This window comes from Streptomyces sp. NPDC056479, assembly GCF_042795335.1.
GTDB lineage: Bacteria > Actinomycetota > Actinomycetes > Streptomycetales > Streptomycetaceae > Streptomyces.
Genome location: NZ_JBHTRZ010000009.1, coordinates 258,805 through 279,383 on the forward strand (window position 1 = coordinate 258,805; position 20,579 = coordinate 279,383).

Here is a 20,579-nt window from a genome sequence, read left to right on the forward strand (position 1 = left end):
CTGAATATCGGGTATGTGGTCATTAACCCTGCGAAACCGGACATGGGCGAACCCGTTGGCCTGGGAAGTGATCGGCGTGATCGACACCGAAGGCGACCGCGCCGAGTGGAGCTTTCCCGCGGAGGCGGGTGCCGTGCGCGCGGCCCGTGCCGCCGTTCGGGCGCGGCTGTGCGACTGGGGGCTCGACAGCCTCGCCGACATCGCGGCGCTGCTGGTCAGCGAGCTGGTGACCAACTCCCTGCGGCACGCCACCGGCCCGATCGACGTACGCCTGGTCCGTCCCAACCGCCTCGGTGACGTCCTCCTGGTCGAGGTCTCCGACCCGCTCCCGGACCCGCCGCGCGAACGCGTCCCCCACCTCGAGGACGAGAGCGGCCGCGGACTCCAGCTCGTGGCGCACTCCTCGCAGCGCTGGGGGACCAGACCGGGCCGGAACGCGGGCAAGACCGTCTGGTTCGAGCTGGCCGTGCCGGAGGACCCGGGGCGTCTCCCCGGGCCCTGTACAACCCGTCAGTAGGCGTCCATCCAGGTGTACGTGGGCCTCCGCGCTGTCGAACGAATGGTTCAGGCCAGTGGCAGTTGGCGAACTGCGTGATTCGACTGCGTGTCCGCTGGTTAGAAGTCTGGAAGTGTTTCTGCGGCCGGGACCGAAAACCATCGGGACCGTGCTGTGATCGTGAACACCGTGTTGTGCGGGGCCGTAGTGCTGGATACTGCGGGCAGCCGCCGCCGGTGACCGGTGCCGGGCGCGGTGAGCTGGAGGGGACGGTTCGCGTGAGCGAGATACCAGCGAAGGCCACGGAGTCCGAGGACCCGTCGGACGGCGCGAGGACGAGGGCCGCGGCAGAGCGGTCCCACGAGACACAGGCCTCGCAAGCCTCACCGGACACACGGGCCACGCAGGACACCACCCACGACTCCGCCTTCCCGTTCGACGAGCCCCGCCCCGGCGACCCCGTCTGGCAGAGCAGCCCGCCCGGCTCGATCTACGACTACATAAAGGTCGCGTCCTTCTCCATCGGCCCCGACGGCCTGGTCGACCAGTGGAGCCTGCGCGCCGAGCAGGTCTTCGGCATCCCGGCCGAGCGAGCGGTCGGCATGGACCCCATCGAGGCGTTCATCGACCCGGACCGGCGTGAGCAGGGCCAGCGCAAGATGGCCGAGATCCTGGACGGGCGGGAGTGGACCGGTGTGGTCCCCTTCCGGACGCCGGACGACACCGACGGCCTCTCCGGTGAGGACGGTCTCGCCGAGGTGTACGTCATGCCGACGCGGACCGAGGACGGCGAGAAGGCCGCCGTCTGCATCGTCGTGGATGTGCGCACCCTCCGCCGGATGGAGACCGACCTCGCGGCCTCGCAGGCGATTTTCGGTCAATCTCCCTTCGGCTTCCTGCTGATCGACCCCGACCTGCGGGTACGCCGCGCCAACCAGCGGTTCGCCTCCCTGTTCGGCGGCACCCCCGACGACCACCGCGGCAAGGGCGTCCACGACTATCTGCCGCGTCCCGAGGCCGACCGGGTCTCGGCCACCCTGCGCCGCGTCCTGGAGAGCGGCGACTCCATCACGGACATGCACGTCACCGGCTTTCTGCCGGGCTCCGACGAGCGCCGGCACTGGTCCGTCAACCTCTACCGGGTGCACAGCGGCAGCGGCCGCCCCATCGGCATCGCCTGGCTCGGAACCGACATCACCGCCCGCCGCGCCGCCGCCCGCGAGGCCGCCGCCGCCCGGCGCAATCTCGCGCTGCTGAACGAGGCCGGTGCCCGCATAGGCAACTCCCTCGACCTGGAGACGACGGCCCGCGAACTCCTCGACGTGGTGGTGCCCGGCTTCTGCGACCTGGCCACCGTCGACCTCTACCAGGGCCTGCTGGCCGGCGACGAGGCCCCGCCCGGCCTCGCCGACGGCAGCGCGGAGCTGCGCAGGGTCGCCTTCGCCAGCGCGGTCTCCGACGCGCCCTTCGTGGGCGGCGGTGCCCCCGTCGCGGTCGGCGCCGTCCACCACTACCCCTTCAACTCGCCCTGTGCGGACGCCCTGCGCACCGCCCGGCCGCAGCATGTGCCCGGCGAGGAGGGCGGCCTGGTGCAGTCCACGCTCGCGGTGCCGATGGTCGCCCACGACACCGTCGTAGGACTGGCGCAGTTCGCGCGTACGAAGGGCAGCGAGCCGTTCGGCGAACGGGACCGGGATCTGGCGGTCGAGCTCGCCGCGCGTGCCGCGGTCTGCATCGACAACGCCCGGCTGTACCGGCGGGAGCACGAACGCGCGCTGATACTGCAACGGTCCCTGCTGCCGCCCGGCGACCCGGTCGCCTCCGGCCTGGACATCGCGTGCCGCTATCTGCCCGGCAACTCCTCCGCCGACCGCCCCAGCGAGGTGGGCGGCGACTGGTTCGACGTCATCGAACTGCCCGGGCACCGTACGGCGTTGGTCGTGGGCGACGTCATGGGGCGCGGCCTCCGCGCGGCCGTCGCGATGGGCGAACTGCGCTCCGCCGTACGCACCCTGGCGTTGCTGGACCTCGAACCGGCCGAGGTCCTCTCGGCGTTGGACGAGATCGCGCGTGGCCTCGGCGCCCCCGGCGGCGTCCAGCAGGCCACCCGCGCCGCCCGCCGCCCCCGTGAGGCGGACCTGTCGGAGGTGTACCTGGCGACCTGTGTGTACGCCGTCTACGACTCCGTCACCCGCCGCTGCACCTTCGCGAACGCCGGTCATCTGCCACCGGTCCTCGTCGAGCCGGGCGAGTCGGCGCTGATGCTCGACGTGCCGCCGGGGATGCCGCTGGGCGTGGGCGGGGAGCCGTTCGAGGAGGTGGAGGTCGAGCTGCCGGAGGGCGCGCTGCTGGCGCTCTACACGGATGGACTGGTGGAGTCCCGCGACCATCCGCTGGACGAGGGCCTCCAGGCCTTCGTGGGTGCGCTCACCGACCCCGCCCGCCCGTCGCCCGACCACCACCCCTCAACGACGGCGCTGCGCGCCGACACCTCTCCCAACCTGGAGGACGTCTGCGACCACGTCCTCAACACCCTCGACACCCACCACGGCGAGGACGACATCGCGTTGCTGATGGCACGTGTCCAGGGGCTGCCCGCCGGGTCCGTCGGCGACTGGACCCTCCCGCGCGAGCCGCGCAGTGTGGGCCGCGCCCGCGAGTACGCCCGCGGCCAGCTGCTGTCCTGGGATCTGGAGCCGCTGGTCGACACGACGGAGCTCCTGGTCAGCGAACTGGTCACCAACGCCCTGCGCTACGGCGAGGGCGAGATCCGGCTCCGCCTCCTGCTGGACCGCACGCTGGTCTGCGAGGTCTGGGACTCCGGCCTGGTCCAGCCGCGCCGCCGCCGGGCCCGCGACACCGACGAGGGCGGCCGGGGCCTCCAACTGGTGGGCCTCCTCAGCGCGGCATGGGGCTCGCGCCGCACACCGCGCGGCAAGACGGTGTGGTTCGAACTCCCGCTGCCGGACGGCGAGAACGGGCTCACGGATCCGGCGGAGGCGCTGCTCAGCCTGTTCTGAGGGCCATGCCGCCCCGACGGTCCCGGCTGCGCGGTCCGCCGAAGCCGGCCGGGGCACCGCCGTCCGGCTTCCCGCCCAGCAGCACACCGCCGAGGACCGCCCCGGCGAGTCCGTCGACGTCGGCGCCCGGGACCTCGACGGGGTGGCCGTGCACGCGCATGTCCTGTTCGGCCAGCTCGCGGGCCTGCAGGCCCAGGGTGTCGGCCATGACCAGGTCGGCGAGCTCCGCGCGCGGGCCCCGCCCGGCCGGCGCGGGCACCGGGGGAGCGAGCAGCCGCCGTGCCTCCGCCAGCCGGGTGCGTGCCTCGCCGCCCACGGCCGCACGATGCGTGAAGACGACATCGTCCGCGCCGGTGACAGCACCGCGCGCGCAGACGAGGGCGGCGGCCGCGATCACCCAGGCCCGCCCCGCGGCGACGGGCGCGACGCCCCGCACGATCCTCCGCAACAGGTCGAGAGGGTCGTACGGCCGCCCCGACGCCAGCTCCTCCCGTACGCCGGCCAGGACGAGGTCGGCATGCGCGACCCGGGCACGCAGCTCACCGGGCGGGACGTCCTCGTACGGTGCTCCCGGCGCGGCCACCGACTCCCGTGCCCCGGCGATCTCCACCTCACCACCCGTGAGCGCGGCCGGCACCATCCCCGCGGCCGTCGTGAGTTCTCCGGCGAGCCGTTCGACGCCGTCGATGAAGGCGGCGGCCTGGGCGATGGCGCCCTCGGCGGCGCGCAGCTGTGCCGCGGCGCGTCCGTTCTCGCCCGAGTCGGCGCTCTGGCGGGCATGGTTGAGGCGGGTCGTGGCGAACACCAGCCGGTCCTTGGCCTGCTCGACATGCCCTGCGACGCCGGCGGTCGCGGAGTGGACGTACCGCTCACCGCACTCCCGCAGGACCACACCGGCGACCGCCACCCGCCCGGTCAGCTCCCGGAACCGCCCCTCGGCGACCGCCAGGCCCTGCCCCAGCCCGCCGCCCAGCCCCTCCTCCAACCCCCGCACCTGGTCGAACGCGGCCGCGTGCGCGTCCAGCAGCCGCCCCGCCTCCTCGCACCGCCCGACGATCCCCGCCAGGGCATGCCGCCGCGCCGCGCCCTCCTCCGGTATCCCGCCCTCGTACTGCCACCGCATCCGGAACGCCACCGCCAACTCGGCCTCCGCGTCCCGCAGAACCCGCGCGAAGGGCACGACATGCTCGACGTCCCCGGCCCCGAACCGCCCCGCGACGAACCCCAGCTCCTCGCCACTGACCCGCACCCAGTCGTCGGCCGCGACCAGCGAGGCCCGCGCCCGCTCGTCGAGTTCCGCCACCGGCGGCTCCGCGACCTGCGCGGCCGCCCCACCGGGAGTCGTACGCCCTCGCGCCCGCCGCCGGCGCCGCACGAATCCGTACCCCGCGAGCGCCCCCGCCGTGACGACGGCCGCCACCGGCAGCACGAAGTCGACGGCGGAACTCCCCTCGTCCTCCCGCTGCCCCACCGCCCCCGCGACGGGCCGCTCCGCCCCGCCCGCGACCGGACCCCCGCCACCCACCGTCAGAGCGGGCAACACCAGCCAGGCCACCCCGACCAGCCCACCCAGCAGCCCGTGCGCCACCCGCACCGATATCTGCGAGCGCGCACGCCGCGGCCGGCCCCGGATCAAGGATGACGTCACATTTCGGAGCGTATGGGCACCAATGGCCTCGCGCGACCGGTGTGCGTCAGGGGTGGGGCGGAGTGACGAGGGAGAGGGACGGGGCGCCCTGCGGCGGGCGCCTCACGCCTGTGACGAGCGCCTCCCGATCTTCGAACCCAGCCACACCAACGGGTCGTACTTGCGGTCGACGGCCCGTTCCTTCAGGGGGATCAGCGCGTTGTCCGTGATCTTGATGCCCTCGGGGCAGACCTCGGTGCAGCACTTGGTGATGTTGCAGTAGCCGAGGCCGTGTTCGTCCTGGGCGGTCTTCTTGCGGTCCAGTCCGGCCTCGTTCGCCGCGTCCAGCGGGTGCATGTCCAGCTCGGCGACCCGCATCAGGAACCGCGGGCCGGCGAACGCCGGCTTGTTCTCCTCGTGGTCGCGCACCACATGGCAGGTGTCCTGGCACAGGAAGCACTCGATGCACTTGCGGAACTCCTGCGAGCGGTCCACGTCCTCCTGCATCATCCGGTACTCGCCGGGGCCCAGACCCTCCGGCGGGACGAAGGCCGGCACCTGGCGGGCCTTGGTGTAGTTGAAGCCGACGTCCGTGACCAGGTCCCTCACGACGGGGAACGCCCGCAGCGGGGTGACGGTGATCGTCTCCTGCGGGGTGAACACCGACATCCGCGTCATGCACATCAGCCGCGGCCGCCCGTTGATCTCGGCGGAACACGAACCGCACTTGCCCGCCTTGCAGTTCCAGCGGACGGCGAGATCGGGCGCCTGGGTGGCCTGGAGGCGGTGGATGATGTCGAGGACCACCTCGCCGTCGTTCACCTCGACCTTGAAGTCCTCCAGGTCACCGCCCTGCACATCGCCCCGCCACACCTTGAAGCTGGCCTCGTAGCTGCTCACTGGTAGAGCTCCTCTTCGGCGAGGTACTTGACCAGCTCTTCCTTGTCGAAGAGAGCCAGCAGGTCCTGTCGGACGGGTTCGGTGGTCTCCGGTACGAGATTGATCTGGCCGCGTTCCGGGTCGGTGGCCGCGAGGCCGCCCGTCGGGTCGGCGAGGTGGCACAGCAGGTTGATGTTGCGCCACTTGCGGTCCATCGTCGGATGGTCCTCGCGGGTGTGCCCGCCCCGCGACTCCGTGCGCTCCAGCGCCGCCCGGGCCACGCACTCGCTGACCAGCAGCATGTTCCGCAGATCGAGCGCGAGGTGCCAGCCGGGGTTGAACTGGCGGTGGCCCTCGACACCGGCCCTTCGGGCCCGTACGCGCAGGTCGGCGAGCTTCTCCAGCGCCTGCTCCATCTCGCCCTCGCGCCGGATGATGCCGACCAGGTCGTTCATGGCCTGCTGGAGTTCCTGGTGCAGGGTGTACGGGTTCTCCGGCGGGCGCCCGTCGTCCTCGCCCCCGGCCGGGCCCTCCGCCGAGAACGGCCGCAGGGCCTCCGCCGCGGCCGAGTCGATCTGTATGTCGCTGACCTCGGGGCGTTCGAAGGCCCGCGCCGCCGCGTACTCGGCGGCGTGCCAGCCCGCCCGGCGGCCGAACACCAGCAGATCGGAGAGGGAGTTTCCGCCGAGGCGGTTCGAGCCGTGCATACCGCCGGCGACCTCACCGGCCGCGAAGAGGCCCGGGACCCCGCGCGCCGCCGCCGTGTCGGACTCGACCGCGATGCCGCCCATCACGTAGTGACAGGTCGGCCCGACCTCCATCGCCTCCGCGGTGATGTCCACGTCCGCCAGCTCCTTGAACTGGTGGTACATGGAGGGCAGTCGACGGCGGATGACCTCCGCCGGCATCCGCGTCGAGACGTCCAGGAACACTCCGCCGTGCGGCGAGCCGCGGCCCGCCTTCACCTCGGCGTTGATGGCCCGCGCCACCTCGTCACGGGGGAGCAGCTCGGGCGGGCGCCGGTTGTTGTCCGGATCCTCGTACCAGCGGTCGCCCTCCTCCTCCGACTCGGCGTACTTCTCCTTGAAGACGTCGGGGATGTAGTCGAACATGAACCGCTTGCCCTCGGAGTTGCGCAGCACCCCTCCGTCGCCACGCACCGACTCCGTGACCAGGATCCCCTTCACCGACGGCGGCCAGACCATGCCCGTCGGATGGAACTGCACGAACTCCATGTTCAGCAGCGGGGCCCCGGCGAGCAGCGCCAGCGCGTGCCCGTCGCCGGTGTACTCCCACGAGTTCGACGTCACCTTGAAGGACTTGCCGATGCCGCCCGTGGCGATCACGACGGAGGGGGCTTCGAGGACGAAGAACCGGCCCGTCTCGCGGTCGTAGGCGAAGACGCCGGAGACCCGGCTGCCGTCCTTGAGGATCCTGGTGACCGTGCATTCCTGGTAGACCTTCAGCCGGGACTCGTAGTCCCCGGTCTCCTGCTTGTCCTCCTGCTGGAGCGACACGATCTTCTGCTGCAGCGTGCGGATCAGTTCCAGGCCGGTGCGGTCGCCGACGTGGGCAAGGCGCGGGTACTCGTGGCCGCCGAAGTTGCGCTGCGAGATCCGGCCGTCCTTAGTACGGTCGAAGAGCGCGCCCCAGGTCTCCAGCTCCCACACCCGCTCCGGCGCCTCCTGCGCGTGCAGCTCGGCCATCCGCCACTGGTTGAGGAACTTGCCGCCGCGCATGGTGTCGCGGAAGTGGACCTGCCAGTTGTCGTGCTCGTTGGCGTTGGCCATGGCCGCCGCGATGCCGCCCTCGGCCATCACGGTGTGCGCCTTGCCGAACAGCGACTTGCAGATCACGGCCGTACGGGCACCCCGCTCGCGCGCCTCGATCGCCGCGCGCAGACCCGCGCCCCCGGCGCCGACCACGACGACGTCCCACTCCTGCCGTTCGACCACGGACATTCTGTTCAGTCCCCACTCAATCTAGAAGAAGCGCGGATCGTCGAAGACCCCGGACGCGACGAGATAGACGTAGAAGTCGGCGAGCGCCACGCTCAGCAGCGACGCCCACGCCAGCTGCATGTGGCGGGCGTTGAGCTTCCCGATCCACTGCCACATGCGGTAGCGCACGGGGTGTTTGGAGAAGTGCTTGAGCTTGCCGCCGACGATGTGCCGGCAGGAGTGACAGGACAGGGTGTAGGCCCAGATCAGCGCGATGTTGAGGAGGAAGACGAGGGTGCCGAGGCCCATGTGGCCCCACTCGTAGTTCTCGTCGCGGAAGGCGAGCACCGTGTCGTACGTCAGGATCCCGGCGACCAGGAGCGCGGCGTAGAAGAAGTACCGGTGGATGTTCTGCAGGATCAGCGGGAAGCGGGTCTCACCGGAGTACTTCTTGTGCGGCTCCGCCACCGCGCAGGCCGGGGGCGACATCCAGAAGCCGCGGTAGTAGGCCTTGCGGTAGTAATAGCAGGTCAGGCGGAAGCCGAGCGGGAAGATCAGGATGATGATCGCGGGCGAGATGCCCCACCAGCTCCCGAAGAGGTCCCAGTTGGGCCCGGCGCGCATGGTCTCGCAGTTCTCCGCGAGGCAGGGCGAGTAGAACGGGGAGACGTACGGCGCCGCGTAGTAGTCCGCGTTGGCGAAGGCCCGCCAGGTCGAGTACACGATGAACGCCAGCAGACCGGCCGCGGTGACGGCCGGGGCCAGCCACCAGCGGTCGGTCCGCAGGTGCGGGGCGGTGATCGCGGCGCGCGTACCGGTTCGTACGCCGCCGCTGTTCAGATGGGGTTCCGTACCAGTGGCCAATGCATGACTCCGGTCGGGTCAGGTGGAGGGATCAGGGGGCGCGGCGGTCCCGGGCGCCGAGACCCTCGTCGTCCGTGTCGATCCACAGAGAGTCGTCGTACGGCGTGTCGGGGATGGTGACGAGCTCCGGCCTGCGCTGCCCGGCGGGGGCCGCGGCGGACTCCCGCAGCAGCGCCACGCTCTCGCGCAGATGGTCGGCGTCGGTGCGCACACGGCGCATCTCCAGCCCGCCGGTGCCCAGCTGCTGCTCCAGGCGGCTCACGGACCGGGCCAGGTCGTCGAGGCAGCGCTGGACAGTTGTCAGGTCGTCTTGCACGGACATGACGTGACCTCACTTCCGTGGGCCCTTCGGCCCCTGGGTGGCAACGTTCATGCGCCTGCGAGTGTCGCGCGTCACACCTGCCCCTGTGAAGGCATGTGCAGCGATTGGCGGATTGCACGCCTCCGACGCGCGCCCGCATGCGCTCTGTGTACGCCGGGGAGTCGCAGGAGCGTGACGGGCGCGTTGCTCCGCCTGGGTGACCTTGTCCGCGCCCGCCGCCGTGTCGACTCCGCCTGGCGAACCCTTTCCTCTTCAGTGGGTGCCTTAGATCTGATCAACTCCAAAATACCGCCAAACGTGATCAAAACGCACTAATTGTCACCGGCGGGAGCCGCTCCCCGGAGGTACCTGAGATGTCCTACGACGGCGTCGGACCCAGGCCTGGCCGCAGCGCGGTCATGCGCTCGGTCGCGTTCCTCACCGCGGGGGTGCTCGCGGTGCCCGCGCTCGCCGGTTGCAGCGACCCGGATCCGGCCGGCAAGCCGCTGGCCGGACAGGACATCGCCCCGGCCGGCCGGGGCGATGTCACCGACGGCGGCACGCTGCGGTGGGCCGTGGACGCCGTACCGGAGACGCTGAACACCTTCCAGTCGGACGCCGACGCCACCACGACCCGGATCGTGCAGGCCACCCTGCCCTCGATGTTCCGGCTCGACCCGAGCGGGCGCCCGGAGCGCAACCCGGCCTATCTGGAGTCGGCCAAGATCGTCGAGACCGAGCCCAAGCAGGTCGTCCTGTACAAGCTCAACCAGCAGGCCGTCTGGAGCGACGGCCGCGAGATCGGCGCCGCCGACTTCTCCGCCCAGTGGCGGGCCCTGTCCGGCAAGGACAGCGCCTACTGGACCGCCCGCAACGCCGGCTACGACCGCATCGAGAAGATCGAGCGCGGCGACAACGACCTGGAGGTGCGGGTCACCTTCGGACGGCCCTACGCCGACTGGCGGTCCCTGTTCTCGCCGCTGTATCCGAAGGAGGTCATGGGCACGCCGGACTCGTTCAACGACGGGGCGCGGCGCAAGCTCAAGGTCACCGCAGGGCCGTTCGCCGTGAAGAAGATCGACCGCAAGGAGGGCGAGGTCACCCTCGCCCGCAACCCCCGCTGGTGGGGGGAGCCGGCCAAGTTGAACGAGATCGTGCTGCGGGCCGTGCCGCGCGACGAGCGGGCCGCCGCGCTGGCCGCCGGACGGCTCGACCTGGCCGAGGTCGACCCCACCTCGGCCCGGCGCATCGCGCTCGCCGCACCGCCGCGGCCGGTCATCGCCAGCGCCTCCGGTTCGCCGCTCAGTTCCGCTTCGCCGCTGATGGGTCCGGACCGGCGCACCCTGACCCTCAAGCAGCGACGGGACAAGGCGAGGTTCCGGGGCTTCGAGGTGCGCAAGTCGCTGGAGCCGGCCTACACCCAGCTCGCCCTCAACGGCGGCGACGGTCCGTTCGCCGACGAGCGGGTGCGGCGGGCGGTGGCGCGCGCCCTCGACCGCGAGAAGCTGGCGAAGCTGATCCTGTCGCCGCTCGGCCTGCCCGCCGAGCCGGTCGGCAGCCATCTCGCGCTCTCCGGCCAGGCGGCGTACGCCGACAACAGCGGGGCGATCGGCGACCAGGACACGGCGGAGGCGCAGGCGCTGCTCACGGATGCGGGCTGGGTGCCGGGCGGGCCGGTCGTGAAGGAGAAGAAGAAGGGGGAGAAGGCGGCGGGGAGCGAGGCGGACAAGGGAGAGAAGGGGGCAAAGGAAGCGAAGGCGGGCAAGGGAGAGAAGGCGGAGAGCGGCGAGAAGGGGAAGAAGGGCGAGAAGGCGGAGGGGAGCGAGTCGCAGAAGCCGAAGAAGCCGAAGAAGGACTCCGAGTCAGAGGGCGGGGACGACGGGACGTACATCGTCGGGGAGGACAACAAGGGGCACGACGACGAGGGCCGCACAGGTGAGCACCTGGCCCAGGACGGCAAGCAGTACGGCACCAAGCAGCTCGAGCAGGGCGGGGTGGCCGGCGCGTACGCCCCGCAGGGCACCCCCGCACCGGCGGGCGCGGCGGCGCGGCCGATGGCGAAGGACGGCAAGGCGCTGACGCTGCGCTTCGTGGTGCCGTCGGGAGAGGGGTCGCAGTCGCTGCGCACGGTGGCGGACCGGATCGGGATCATGCTGGAGCGCGTCGGCATCCGTACCGTGATCACCAAGGTCTCGGACGAGAGCTACTTCAAGGACCACATCGCGTCCGGCCAGTACGACCTCGCCCTCTACTCCTGGCCGGGCTCCGCCTACCCCGCGACCGACGCCCGGCCCATCTACGCCAAGCCGGTGCCGGCCGCCGACGGCTCGCTGAACGTCGAGCAGAACTACACGCGCGTCGGCACCGACCAGGTCGACCAGCTCTTCGACGAGGCCGTCGCCACGCTGGACGAGTCCGAGTCCCGTGCGCTGATCCGCAAGGCGGACTCCCGCATCTGGGCGGCGGCCGGTTCGATCCCCCTCTTCCAGCGCCCCCAGCTCACGGCGGCCAGGACGAACGTCGCCAACGCGGGAGCCTTCGGCTTCGGGACGCCGGTGTTCGAGGACATGGGCTTCCTGAAGAAGAGCACGGGACCGTCGGCAAGCGCGCCGCCCAACTGATCTTCTCTCCGGAACGCCGGCCGGGCGGCTTTTCGGCCCGGCCGGCGTTCGTGCACCGGAAAGTCGGCGCCCGCGCCTGCGGATCGCCCCCCAAACCCGCCCTCACCTGCACCGATGTATCCCGGCGAGCCGCAGCGGGAGCGGCCCCGTACCATGGGGTGAGGCCGTGGCGTGTCCAGCCCGGCAGGGCCCGCGTAACACAGACGTACGCGAGAGCCGTCCTCACCACTCCGGGAGAACGCCGCAATATGGCCACGCGCCACGACATCCGCAACGTCGCCATCGTCGCCCACGTCGACCACGGCAAGACCACCATCGTCGACGGCATGCTGAAGCAGGCCGGCGCCTTCGCCGCGCACCAGCTCGAAGGCGTCGACGACCGCATGATGGACTCGAACGACCTGGAGCGTGAGAAGGGCATCACGATCCTGGCCAAGAACACGGCGGTGAAGTACCACCCGAAGGACGGGGGGGACGTCATCACCATCAACATCATCGACACCCCCGGCCACGCCGACTTCGGTGGCGAGGTGGAGCGCGGTCTGTCGATGGTCGACGGTGTCGTCCTGCTCGTCGACGCCTCCGAGGGCCCGCTGCCGCAGACCCGCTTCGTGCTGCGCAAGGCGCTCCAGCAGCGCCTGCCCGTCATCCTGTGCATCAACAAGACGGACCGCCCGGACTCCCGGATCGACGAGGTCGTCAACGAGACGTACGACCTCTTCCTCGACCTGGACGCCGACGAGGAGCAGATCGAGTTCCCGATCGTCTACGCCTGCGGCCGTGACGGCATCGCCTCGCTGACCAAGCCGGAGAACGGCACGGTCCCGGCCGACTCCACCAGCCTGGAGCCGTTCTTCTCCACGATCCTGCAGCACATCCCGGCCCCGACCTACGACGAGGAGGCCCCGCTCCAGGCGCACGTCACCAACCTGGACGCGGACAACTTCCTCGGCCGTATCGCGCTGCTCCGCGTCGAGCAGGGCGAGCTGCGCAAGGGCCAGACCGTCGCCTGGATCAAGCGCGACGGCACCGTCAGCAACGTCCGCATCAGCGAGCTGATGATGACCGAGGCGCTGACCCGCAAGCCCGCCGAGAAGGCCGGCCCCGGTGACATCTGTGCCGTCGCCGGTATCCCGGACATCATGATCGGCGAGACCCTCGCCGACACCGAGAACCCGATTCCGCTGCCGCTGATCACGGTCGACGAGCCCGCGATCTCCATGACCATCGGCACGAACACCTCGCCGCTGGTCGGCCGTGGCGGCACCGGCAAGGGCGCCGACAACAAGGCGGCCGTCAAGGACCGCAAGGTCACCGCCCGTCAGGTCAAGGACCGCCTGGACCGCGAGCTGATCGGTAACGTCTCGCTCCGTGTCCTCGACACCGAGCGTCCCGACGCCTGGGAGGTCCAGGGCCGTGGTGAGCTCGCGCTCGCCATCCTGGTCGAGCAGATGCGCCGCGAGGGCTTCGAGCTGACCATCGGCAAGCCGCAGGTCGTCACCAAGGACGTCGAGGGCAAGACCTACGAGCCGGTCGAGCGCATGACGATCGACGTCCCCGAGGAGCACATGGGTGCGGTCACGCAGCTCATGGGCGTCCGCAAGGGCCGTATGGACAACATGTCCAACCACGGCTCGGGCTGGGTGCGCATGGAGTTCGTCGTGCCCTCGCGCGGACTCATCGGGTTCCGGACCGAGTTCCTGACCCAGACCCGCGGCACCGGCATCGGCCACTCCATCCACGAGGGCTTCGAGCCCTGGTTCGGCGCCCTGCAGACCCGTAACAACGGCTCGCTGGTCGCCGACCGCTCCGGTGCCGTCACCGCGTTCGCGATGACCAACCTCCAGGAGCGCGGCGTGCTGTTCACCGACCCCGGCACCGAGGTGTACGAGGGCATGATCGTCGGCGAGAACTCGCGCTCCGACGACATGGACGTGAACATCACCAAGGAGAAGAAGCTCACGAACATGCGGTCCTCCTCGGCCGACTCGTTCGAGGCGATCGTGCCGCCCCGCAAGCTCTCCCTGGAGCAGTCCCTGGAGTTCTGCCGCGACGACGAGTGCGTCGAGGTGACCCCGGAGGCGGTGCGCATCCGCAAGGTGAACCTGGACGCCCGCGAGCGTGCCCGCGCCGCGAGCCGCGCCAAGCACGGCTGATTTCCGCACACTTCTGGCATTTGAGCCTGGGCTCCCTCGCGAGAGGGGGCCCAGGCTTTTTTGCAAGCCGTTTTTCTGTGGCCGAGACTCGACCCCATGTCCGAAATGCGGAGATCCTCGCACGATAGCCATGTAACACGTCCGTTTCGCGCCCTTCTCCCCGCAAACACTTTGTCCGGATTTTGGAAGATCTAGGCGTGAGCTGTGACTGAATTGAGATTTAAAGACGGTGGTCGGTAGTTGGCTCATGGCAGATAGTTAGCCGCAGCGCTCGGGTCAATGGGTCTCGCACTGTGGGGACAGTGCCGACTCACGAGCACAGGCGGTTGCCTGATCCTTCGTCAGGGGTGTCGGAGGGTGGGGCGAACACCTCCTACGCGCGTCCGGCTGCGGACTTCCGTACGCCTCGCTTTGGCATACCCATACCAGCGAAACGGGCGAAACGTGACAAGTCGTATCGGTATTGAGGGTGGCGGGACCTCGGTCATCGCGGACGGTGAACCACCGGCGGCGGTGGAGACCGAGGACAAAGAGCTCATCGGCCGGTCTCCCGGCCAGCTGATGTGGATCCGCTTCAAACGCGACCGCACCGGCGTGATCTCCGCCTATGTCGTCCTCTTCTTCTTTCTGATCGGCCTGCTCGCCCCGGTGATCTCCTGGCTGTACGGCAAGGACCCGTACACCGTGTACGCCGACGAACGACCCGAGTTGTTCGACAGCGCGGGCGTGCCCGTGCAGCCCAACGGCGGGATCAGCGGCGAGTTCTGGTTCGGCCTCGAACCGGGCAACGGATACGACGTCTTCACCAAGTTGCTCTACGGCATCCGGACTTCGCTCGGGATCTCGGTCGCCGTCACGCTCGCGACCGTGCTCACCGGCATCCTGCTCGGCGTCACGGCCGGCTACCTCGGCGGGCGCACGGACTACTGGATCAGCCGGGTCGTCGACTTCCTGCTCGCCTTCCCGGCCCAGCTGTTCTTCATCGCCAGCATGCCGGTCGTGGTCTCCCTGTTCGTCAGCCCGCGCGACGAGACCCCTGTCTACGTCCGGGTGGTCGCCCTCATCCTCGTGCAGTGGTTCCTGGGCTGGATGAGCCTCGGGCGGATCCTCAGAGGCACCACACTCGCCCTGCGAGAACGGGAGTTCATCGAAGCCGCCAAGGTCAGCGGAGCGCCGCCGTGGCGGATCATCCGCAGGGAGATCCTGCCGAACGTGGTCACCCCGATCCTCGTGCAGGGCACCTACATGCTCCCCAACTTCGTGACCGCCGAGGCCGGTCTGAGCTTCCTGGGCGTGGGCATCGTCGAACCGACGCCGGACTGGGGGCAGATGTTCTCCAAGGCGTCCACCGAGCTCGTGATGCAGAACGACATCACCTACATGTTCTTCCCCGGCATCTCGATGATCATCTTCATCGTCGCGTTCAACCTGCTCGGGGACTCCGTCCGGGACGCCTTCGACCCCAAGACGGCTCGCTGAACCACTGGTTGGCACTTCCTTGGCACTGGTGACACACAGATGGGTGGTAACTGAGTGATGAGTAGGGGCGGACGCCACGTATACGCGGCAATCTCGGTGCTCGCGGCCGGCGCACTGGTGCTGACCGGGTGCAGCGAGGGCGGCAGCAAGGGCACGGGCAACGACAAGGAACAGAAGGAGAACGCCGAGCGGCAGCAGGCCGCCATCGAGTTCGGGGACGAGGCGGCCTCCAAGGGACCCGCCGCCGAGGTCCCCGGCGGCAAGGCCGGCGGCACCATCTCGGTGCTGGCCCGCGACAGTTACGCCCACCTCGACCCCGGACAGGTCTATGTCCAGGACGAGATGGCCGTGGCCCAACTGCTGCACAGAGGCCTCACCGGCTACAAGGCGACCAGCGACGACGGCAGCAAGCACGAGGTCGTCGGTGACCTCGCCACCGACTCCGGCACCACCACGGACGGCGGCAAGACCTGGAAGTACACGCTCAAGGACGGCATCAAGTTCGAGGACGGCTCCGCCATCACCTCGGCCGACATCCGCCACACCTTCGAGCGGCAGTTCGCGGCCTTCGTCAACCAGGGCCCGCCGTACATCCAGCAGTGGCTGGCCGACACCCCGGGCGCCGACTACCGCAAGCTGCTGCCGGACGGCCCGTTCAAGGGCAAGCACCTGCCGGACAGCATTCTGGAGACGCCGGACGAGAAGACGGTCGTCTTCAAGTTCAAGCAGCCGCACGCCGACCTGCCGTACGCCCTCGCGATGACGGGCTACGCCGTCGTCTCCCAGAAGGGTGACACCAAGGAGAAGTACGACAAGGCCCCGGTGGTGAGCGGGCCGTACAAGATCCAGGAGTTCAAGTCCGGCAAGTCCATGGTGCTGGTCAAGAACGAGAACTGGGACCCGAACACCGACCCGCTGCGGCACCAGTACGTCGACAAGTTCAACATCACCTTCAACCAGCAGTACGAGGACTCCACCAAGGCGCTCCTCGCCGACAGCGGCACCGACCAGACCGGCGTGAGCTTCAGCAACCAGGTCGACGCGGGCAACCTGTCCAAGGTCCTGAACGACCCGAAGATGAAGTCCCGCACGGTCTCCGGCTTCCAGCCCTACGTCGGCCAGATGAACATCAACCTGGCACACCCGGAGATGAAGGACATCAAGGTCCGCCAGGCCATCGCCTACGCCCTCCCGGTCACGCCGTTCGTGCGCGCCTACGGCGGCACCGACGCCATGGAGGTCGCGGGCGGCATCATCAGCCCGACCGTCACCGGCTACGACCCGGCCTTCGACCCGTGGGGCAAGAAGAAGAAGCCCGCCGGTGACCCGGCCAAGGCCAAGGCGCTGCTGGAGGAGGCCGGCAAGACCGGTCTGAAGCTGACCTTCGGCTACATCAACACGCCCGAGGGCCAGCAGTACTCCACCGCCATGGCGGCGGGCCTGGAGAAGGCCGGCTTCGACGTCCAGCGCCAGGAGATCCCGGCCGAGACCTACTACGACCAGGTCAGCAAGCTGAACAACAACTACGACATCTTCCACACCGCGTGGGGCGCCGACTGGCCGTCCGCCTCGACCGTGATCCCGCCGCTGTACGACGGCCGCGCGATCGCCGAGGGCGCGCAGAACTACTCCCAGGTCAACGACTCCAAGGCCAACGGCGAGATCGACCGGATCAACAAGATCACCGACCCGGCCAAGGCCTCCGAGGAGTGGAACAAGCTCAACGAGTACCTGGTGAAGGACGTCGTCAACATCGTCCCGACCGCGTACTACAAGCAGACCCAGATCGCCGGAACCAAGGTCGGCGGACTCGTCTACGACGACATCATCGCCGGCGTCGACCCGCGCCGCCTGTACGTCAAGTAACCCCGCCCGCCCGGCACCCGGTGCGCCCGCCTCGTCGTGGCGCACCGGGTGACGCCGGAGAGGTCTTCGAGCCCGCCGACGTCTGAGAGCTGCCTGCCATGCTGCGCTTCCTGGTCCGCCGGTCCCTCGGCGCCGTGATCATCCTCTTCCTGCTGAGCATCGTCGCGTTCCTGCTGTTCTTCGGGATGCCGCGCGACCCGGCGCTTCTGATGTGCGGCAAGACATGCACCCCGGCCAACCTCGAGAACCTGCACCGGGTGCTCGGCCTGGACAAGCCGATCCCCGAGCAGTACTGGATCTTCCTGACCAACCTCGTCATGGGCAGCGACGACTTCGCCCAGGGCCCCTGTCCCGCTCCCTGCTTCGGCTACTCGTACCACTCCAACGAGCAGGTCTGGGGCACCCTGATGGACCGGCTGCCCACCACCGTCTCGCTGACCCTCGGCGGGGCCGTCTGCTTCCTGATCGTCGGCCTCGGCACCGGACTGATCGCCGCGTGGAAGCGCGGCACGCTCGTCGACAAGAGCTTCACGGCCGGCGCGATGGTGCTCAGCTCGATGCAGATCTACTTCCTCGGCCCGCTGGCCCTGGCGATCCTCGTCTACCAGACACAGCTCTTCGACAAACCGGCCTACAACCCGCTCACCGACAATCCGGGGGCCTGGTTCACGGGCCTGATCATCCCGTGGGTCGTCCTGTCCACGATCTTCGCCTCGCAGTACACCCGTATGTCCCGCTCGTCGATGATCGAGCAGCTCCAGGAGGAACACGTCCGCACCGCCCGCGCCAAGGGCATGTCCAGACGGTACGTCTTCTTCCGCTACGCCTGGCGCGGGTCGCTGATCCCCATCGTCACCATCTTCGGCATCGACCTCGGCTCGCTGCTCGGCGGCGCCATCATCACGGAGTACACCTTCGGACTCCCGGGGCTCGGCCGGCTGGCGGTGGAGTCGGTGTTCTTCAGCGATCTGCCGCTCCTCTTGGGTGTGATGCTGTTCTCCGCCACCATGATTCTGCTCTGCAACATCGTCGTCGACGCCGCGTACGCCTTCATCGACCCGCGTGTGCGGCTGGCCTAGGCCGCGCTGAGGAACTGTCTGAGGAGCACTGACGTGAGCACTCTGACCAAGGAGGCCGGCGCCCCGGTCCCGGCCGGCGAGGGCGCGTTCCTCTCGGTGCGGGACCTGCACGTCAGCTTCCGGACCGAGGACGGCGTCGTTCGGGCCGTGGACGGGCTGTCCTTCGACCTGGAGCGGGGCAGCACGCTGGGCATCGTGGGCGAGTCGGGCTCGGGGAAGTCGGTGACCAACCTGACGGTCCTCGGTCTGCACAACCCGATGTTCACCACCGTCGAGGGCGAGATCCTGCTGGACGGCAAGGAGTTGACCACCGCCCGGGAGTCCGAGCTGGAGAAGGTGCGCGGCAACAAGGCCGCCATGATCTTCCAGGACCCGCTCACCGCGCTGTCGCCGTACTACACCGTGGGCCGGCAGATCGCCGAGCCCTATATGAAGCACATGCGCGCCTCGAAGAAGGCCGCCTGGGAGCGGGCGGTGGACATGCTGGGGAAGGTCGGCATCCCCAACCCGAAACAGCGGGCGAAGGACTACCCGCACCAGTTCTCCGGCGGTATGCGCCAGCGCGCGATGATCGCGATGGCGCTGGTCTGCGACCCGGACCTGCTGATCGCCGACGAGCCGACCACCGCGCTCGACGTCACGGTCCAGGCGCAGATCCTCGATCTGCTGAAGGACCTCCAGCGGGAGTTCGGCTCGGCGATCATCTTCATCACGCACGACCTCGGGGTCATCGCCGACATGGCCGACGACATCATGGTGATGTACGCGGGCCGCGCGGTGGAGCGGGGCACGGTCGACGAGGTGCTGAGAGCGCCGCAACACCCGTACACCTGGGGTCTGTTGAACTCGATGCCCCGGCTGGACTCCGATCCGCACACCCCGCTGGCGCCCATCCCCGGCACCCCGCCGTCCCTGCTCCGCCCGCCCTCCGGATGCCGATTCCACCCCCGGTGCACCTTCCAGGACCGCGTGGGCGGCACCCGCTGTGTCAACGAGATCCCGCTGCTCGGCCCGGACCGCTCCTCGGCCTGCCATCTCACGGCGGAGCAGAAGCGCACCATCTTCATCGAAGAGATCAAGCCCCGACTGGGCTAGGAGGACTACGGACATGACAGAGGACCTCGTCCTCCCCGCACCCCGTGAGGCCGTCACCGACGCGCCCGGCGAGCCACTGCTCGTGGTGGAAAAGCTAGTCAAACACTTCCCGGTCAAGGGCGGCTTCCCGATCCGCCGTACGGTCGGCCAGGTGCAGGCGGTGGACGGCATCGACCTGACCGTGCACGTCGGCGAGAGCTTCGGGCTCGTGGGGGAGTCGGGCTGCGGAAAGTCGACGACGGGCCGGCTGATCACCAAGCTGCTGGAGCCGACGGGCGGCAGGATCTCGTACCGCGGCCAGGACATCACCACGGCCACGCGCAGACAGCTGGCGCCGATCCGCTCCGAGATCCAGATGATCTTCCAGGACCCGTACTCCTCGCTGAACCCGCGCCAGACGGTCGGCAAGATCATCTCCGGGCCGATGGAGATCAACAACGTCAATCCGGCGGGCGGCCGCGAGAAGCGCGTCCGTGAGCTGCTGGAGATCGTGGGCCTCAACCCCGAGCACTTCAACCGCTTCCCGCACGAGTTCTCCGGCGGCCAGCGCCAGCGCATCGGCGTCGCCCGTGCCCTGGCCCTGGAGCCGAAGCTGATCGTCGCGGACGAGCCGGTCTCCGCCCTGGACGTCTCCATCCAGGCGCAGGTGGTGAACCTGCTCCAGAAGGTCCAGCAGGAACTCGGCATCGCGTTCCTGTTCATCGCCCACGACCTGGCCGTCGTACGGCACTTCTCGCAGCGCGTGGCGGTCATGTACCTCGGCAAGGTGATCGAGGTCGGCGACCGCGACTCCATCTACACCCGCCCCCGGCACCCCTACACCCACGCCCTGCTGTCGGCCGTGCCCGAGGTGAACGTGTCCGGCGAGGAAGGGGCGCAGCGGGAGCGGATCCGGCTGGCCGGTGACGTGCCGTCCCCGATCTCCCCGCCCTCCGGCTGCCGCTTCCGCACCCGCTGCTGGAAGGCGCAGGACAAGTGCGCGACCGAGGAACCGCCACTGATCCAGATCTCCGGCAACCACGCGGGCCACCTGACGGCCTGCCACTTCCCGGAGGAGCCGACGATCGAGGGGCGGGACGAGGACATCGTGCTGGATCCGGCGCTGGCGGCGTTGGAGGAGGACGTGGAGGGGAAGGGAGCGGGGAGCTGAGGCGCC

General features: G+C 69.6%; 14 protein-coding genes. 9 read left to right on the forward strand and 5 right to left on the reverse strand.

Going from position 1 to position 20,579, the window contains the following annotated elements:
- Positions 1-13: 13 nt before the first annotated feature.
- Positions 14-517 (forward strand): ATP-binding protein, encoded by a 504-nt coding sequence (locus ACFQ6S_RS32665; protein WP_383417860.1) that lies wholly within the window; start codon positions 14-16, stop codon positions 515-517.
- Positions 518-774: 257 nt separating this feature from the next.
- Positions 775-3,516, forward strand: a complete 2,742-nt coding sequence (locus ACFQ6S_RS32670; RefSeq protein ID WP_383417862.1) for a SpoIIE family protein phosphatase — start codon at positions 775-777, stop codon at positions 3,514-3,516.
- Here ACFQ6S_RS32670 and ACFQ6S_RS32675 read toward each other — a convergent pair.
- From ACFQ6S_RS32675 to ACFQ6S_RS32695, 5 genes are all read right to left on the reverse strand, one after another.
- Positions 3,503-5,164, reverse strand: a complete 1,662-nt coding sequence (locus tag ACFQ6S_RS32675; protein ID WP_383417865.1) for a hypothetical protein — start codon at positions 5,162-5,164, stop codon at positions 3,503-3,505. The genes ACFQ6S_RS32670 and ACFQ6S_RS32675 overlap by 14 nt on opposite strands.
- A gap of 102 nt (positions 5,165-5,266) precedes the next feature.
- Positions 5,267-6,043: a succinate dehydrogenase/fumarate reductase iron-sulfur subunit gene (locus ACFQ6S_RS32680; RefSeq protein ID WP_383417868.1), complete on the reverse strand. Its 777-nt coding sequence runs from the start codon at positions 6,041-6,043 to the stop codon at positions 5,267-5,269.
- Positions 6,040-7,983: a fumarate reductase/succinate dehydrogenase flavoprotein subunit gene (locus ACFQ6S_RS32685; protein ID WP_383417871.1), complete on the reverse strand. Its 1,944-nt coding sequence runs from the start codon at positions 7,981-7,983 to the stop codon at positions 6,040-6,042. The genes ACFQ6S_RS32680 and ACFQ6S_RS32685 overlap by 4 nt, the downstream gene beginning before the upstream one ends.
- A gap of 21 nt (positions 7,984-8,004) precedes the next feature.
- Positions 8,005-8,826 carry a hypothetical protein gene (locus ACFQ6S_RS32690; protein WP_383417874.1) on the reverse strand — a complete coding sequence of 274 codons (822 nt, stop codon included), beginning with the start codon at positions 8,824-8,826 and terminating at the stop codon, positions 8,005-8,007.
- Positions 8,827-8,857: 31 nt separating this feature from the next.
- Positions 8,858-9,148, reverse strand: coding sequence for a hypothetical protein (locus ACFQ6S_RS32695; RefSeq protein ID WP_383417877.1), 291 nt, complete (start codon positions 9,146-9,148; stop codon positions 8,858-8,860).
- A 353-nt stretch (positions 9,149-9,501) separates the two neighbouring features.
- On the opposite strand from ACFQ6S_RS32695, the gene ACFQ6S_RS32700 reads away from it, so the two are divergent.
- The 7 genes from ACFQ6S_RS32700 to ACFQ6S_RS32730 all read left to right on the forward strand — a co-directional run bounded on the left by ACFQ6S_RS32700 (position 9,502) and on the right by ACFQ6S_RS32730 (position 20,573).
- On the forward strand, positions 9,502-11,748 hold the full coding sequence (locus tag ACFQ6S_RS32700) for an ABC transporter family substrate-binding protein (RefSeq protein ID WP_383417880.1): 2,247 nt from the start codon (positions 9,502-9,504) through the stop codon (positions 11,746-11,748).
- A 248-nt stretch (positions 11,749-11,996) separates the two neighbouring features.
- Positions 11,997-13,904, forward strand: a complete 1,908-nt coding sequence (typA, locus tag ACFQ6S_RS32705; RefSeq protein WP_383417883.1) for a translational GTPase TypA — start codon at positions 11,997-11,999, stop codon at positions 13,902-13,904.
- A 444-nt stretch (positions 13,905-14,348) separates the two neighbouring features.
- Entirely contained in the window at positions 14,349-15,383 is a 1,035-nt protein-coding gene (locus tag ACFQ6S_RS32710; protein WP_383417886.1) for an ABC transporter permease, read from the forward strand.
- A gap of 57 nt (positions 15,384-15,440) precedes the next feature.
- The gene (locus ACFQ6S_RS32715; protein WP_383417889.1) at positions 15,441-17,249 is read left to right on the forward strand and encodes an ABC transporter substrate-binding protein; all 1,809 of its coding nucleotides are present in this window, start codon (positions 15,441-15,443) and stop codon (positions 17,247-17,249) included.
- A gap of 98 nt (positions 17,250-17,347) precedes the next feature.
- Positions 17,348-18,328: an ABC transporter permease gene (locus ACFQ6S_RS32720; RefSeq protein WP_383417891.1), complete on the forward strand. Its 981-nt coding sequence runs from the start codon at positions 17,348-17,350 to the stop codon at positions 18,326-18,328.
- A gap of 33 nt (positions 18,329-18,361) precedes the next feature.
- A complete protein-coding gene (locus tag ACFQ6S_RS32725) occupies positions 18,362-19,423 on the forward strand; it encodes an ABC transporter ATP-binding protein (protein ID WP_383417893.1) in 1,062 nt (353 codons plus the stop codon).
- 13 nt (positions 19,424-19,436) lie between these two features.
- A complete protein-coding gene (locus ACFQ6S_RS32730; protein ID WP_383417895.1) occupies positions 19,437-20,573 on the forward strand; it encodes an ABC transporter ATP-binding protein in 1,137 nt (378 codons plus the stop codon).
- The last annotated feature ends 6 nt before the right edge of the window (positions 20,574-20,579 follow it).

Bases quoted from the DNA above. Each gene is read 5' to 3' on its own strand.
- ACFQ6S_RS32730 (WP_383417895.1), top strand. From the start codon at position 19,437: ATGACAGAGGACCTCGTCCTCCCCGCACCCCGTGAGGCCGTCACCGAC.
- typA (WP_383417883.1), top strand. From the start codon at position 11,997: ATGGCCACGCGCCACGACATCCGCAACGTCGCCATCGTCGCCCACGTC.
- ACFQ6S_RS32715 (WP_383417889.1), top strand. From the start codon at position 15,441: ATGAGTAGGGGCGGACGCCACGTATACGCGGCAATCTCGGTGCTCGCG.
- ACFQ6S_RS32700 (WP_383417880.1), top strand. From the start codon at position 9,502: ATGTCCTACGACGGCGTCGGACCCAGGCCTGGCCGCAGCGCGGTCATG.
- ACFQ6S_RS32665 (WP_383417860.1), top strand. From the start codon at position 14: ATGTGGTCATTAACCCTGCGAAACCGGACATGGGCGAACCCGTTGGCC.
- ACFQ6S_RS32720 (WP_383417891.1), top strand. From the start codon at position 17,348: ATGCTGCGCTTCCTGGTCCGCCGGTCCCTCGGCGCCGTGATCATCCTC.
- ACFQ6S_RS32695 (WP_383417877.1), bottom strand. From the start codon at position 9,148: ATGTCCGTGCAAGACGACCTGACAACTGTCCAGCGCTGCCTCGACGAC.
- ACFQ6S_RS32685 (WP_383417871.1), bottom strand. From the start codon at position 7,983: ATGTCCGTGGTCGAACGGCAGGAGTGGGACGTCGTCGTGGTCGGCGCC.